The sequence below is a fragment of the Kitasatospora sp. NPDC057542 genome (assembly GCF_042801945.1).
In the GTDB taxonomy this organism is placed as follows: Bacteria; Actinomycetota; Actinomycetes; order Streptomycetales; family Streptomycetaceae; genus Kitasatospora.
Genome location: NZ_JBHVFE010000751.1, coordinates 1 through 2,398, shown reverse-complemented (window position 1 = coordinate 2,398; position 2,398 = coordinate 1). Strand labels below are relative to the sequence as shown.

The window sequence follows — 2,398 nt, the reverse complement described above, 5'->3', positions numbered from 1 at the left end:
GCGTGGACCGGTCGGTCCACGCCCTGCCGTCTGTGCCGTGCTGCGCCGCCCGGAGCGGCTCGCCTCCGACGGACCGTCACACCACGCCCAGCGCGTACGCCGCGAACAGCGCCGCTGCCGCCCCCGCCACCGCCTTGCCACCTCGGGACAGGGCCGTCCAGGGGCCGTCGAACCGGCGGGTGAACCAGCCGACCGCCACCAGCACGGCGCCGAACAGCGGCAGCAGCGCCAGCCGGGCGGCCACCCAGCCGAGCGAGTCCGGCGCGGTGGTCAGCCCCGGGACGGCGCCCAGGCCGGCCGCGCCCGGCACCGCGACCGCGAGCATCGCGCTCTGGTGCCAGCAGAAGATCGTCATCGCCGACAGGTTGACCACCACGACCGGCAGCCAGAGCAGCGGGCGGCGGGTCAGCAGCCGGCCCAGTCGCTCCCGCAGCAGCACCGCGGCGCCGCACTGGAACGCCGCCAGGGCGAGCACCAGCAGGGACGGCGGGTGCGAGTTGGTCCGCGCGGCCCCGGGCACGCCGACCATGCTGGCCGGGTAGTGGAAGACCAGCAGCAGCGCGGCGAACAGCGCGCCGCCGCCGAGCAGCAGCACCCGGGCCGCCGGGCGGCCGAGCCGGCCCTGCGCCCAGAGCACGCCCAGCTGGTAGCCGAACAGCCAGCCGGGCAGGATGTTCAGCAGCGCGACCCAGGACGGCACCGCCTCGGCCCACGGCCCGTAGCGCAGCAGGTCGACGGCGGCGACCGAGGCCACCAGCAGGCCCGCCGACCAGCCGCCCAGCCGGCGCCCGGCCGCCACGCAGAGCGGGGTGAGCGCGGTCAGCCCCAGGTAGACCCCGATGTACCAGAGCGGCTGCACCACCAGGGTGGCGCCGGTGCGCAGGGTGTCCGCGGGGACGCCGAGCGCGGGCAGCAGCGGGACCAGCGCCGCCCAGACGGCCGTCACCCCGAGCACCGGGCGCAGCAGTCGGACCGTACGGGCACGCAGCCAGCCGCCGTACGTGACGCCCCTGGCCCGGGCCCGCTCCAGCGAACGGACCGAGGAGTGGCCGCCGACCAGGAAGAACACCCCGAGCATCTGGAGCACCCAGCTGAGTGGGGCGAAGAAGCCGAGCGTGGAGAGCGGGCTGGCGTTGTGCAGGGCGCCGTCGGGGGAGCGGGTGAGGCCGCCGAGCATCCAGTGGCCGACCGGCACGGCGAGCAGGGCGAGGGCGCGCAGCCCGTCCAGGGCGCGGTCGCGGTCGGCCGGGGTCCTCGCGTCGACCTGCGCGGCGGCGCGGCGCAGGGCGGTGAGGGGCCGGGGGGTGCGGGGGGTGGTGAGGGTGCTGGCCATGGTGGTGCTCCTTCCGGTGCGGGCGGTCAGGCGCGGCCGAGCGCGACGGCGGCGTAGGCGGCGAGGGAGGCGGTGCCGGGGGCGAAGTAGCCGTCGTGGCCGTGGGATCCGGTGGCGGGCAGTGGGCGGGCGCCGAAGCCGGGGGCGGTCGGGTCGGCGCCGTGGCCGAGGCCGAACAGCCGGACGTCGGGCACGTTGCCGATCCAGTCGGAGCCGTTGCGGGCGGTGGCCCAGAGCGGGACGCCCGGGCCGAGGTCGGCTGCCGAGTCGATGCCCATGCCGGGCGAGCCGAGCACCACCACGCCGGAGGCCTGTGCGGGGGTGGGGCGGGCCAGGCCGCAGACCACCGAGCCGTAGCTGTGGCAGAACACGGTGGGCGGGGCCTGCGGACGGGTGGTGACGGCGAGTCCGTCGAGCAGCCGGGTGAGGCGGGGTGCGCCGGCCCGGGCGAGGTCCTCGGTGGCGGCGTCCGGGCCGAGGCCGAGCGGGGTGGTGTAGCCGGCCCAGGCGATCACGGCGGTCTGCCGGTCGGTGGCGTCCAGGAGTGCGCGGGCCATGCCGGCGGGGGTGCCGTACGGGTTGCCCGTGCGGTCGAAGCGGAGCAGGTCGATGTCCGAACCGGGGACGATCACGGCGGTGCGGCGGGCGGTGGCGAGGTCGCCGTACACCTCGGCGACCTGGCCGCGGCCGCGCGGGTCGAAGGCGAGGATCCGCCGGCCGCCGTCCAGCAGGGTGCGGTAGCGCTCGGCGCGGGTGCGGGCGGCCTCGTGGTCCTGGGGGGTGAGGGCGGGGTCGGCGGCCCGGGTGAGTTCGTGGCCGCGCTCGGCGGCGAGGGCCAGGGCGTTGGCCCGGTACCGGAGTTCGACGGGCGCGCCGTCCAGGTTGCCGACCACCAGCGGGTGCCGGGCGGCCAGGGCGTCCTGCTGGGCGGGGCTCAGCCCGGCGAAGAAGGCGGCGATCTGGCCGGGCGTGCTGGTGGCCGGGTCGGGCGGGTGGAGGCCGAGTGCGGTGTCGGCGGTCCAGGCGGCGCTGCCGGGCGGCGGGCCGGTGACGGCGGTCTGGGTG

General features: G+C 77.9%; 2 protein-coding genes. Both read right to left on the bottom strand.

Annotated elements, in window-relative coordinates; translation table 11 throughout:
• Window positions 1-76: 76 nt before the first annotated feature.
• A complete protein-coding gene (locus ACFU7Y_RS43070; protein ID WP_224282489.1) occupies window positions 77-1,333 on the bottom strand; it encodes an acyltransferase in 1,257 nt (418 codons plus the stop codon).
• A 26-nt stretch (window positions 1,334-1,359) separates the two neighbouring features.
• A partial coding sequence (locus tag ACFU7Y_RS43065; RefSeq protein ID WP_380771920.1) for an alpha/beta hydrolase occupies window positions 1,360-2,398 on the bottom strand: 1,039 nt, incomplete at its 5' end.

Coding starts and splice junctions, on each gene's coding strand:
- ACFU7Y_RS43070 (WP_224282489.1), bottom strand. CDS start 1,333: ATGGCCAGCACCCTCACCACCCCCCGCACCCCCCGGCCCCTCACCGCC.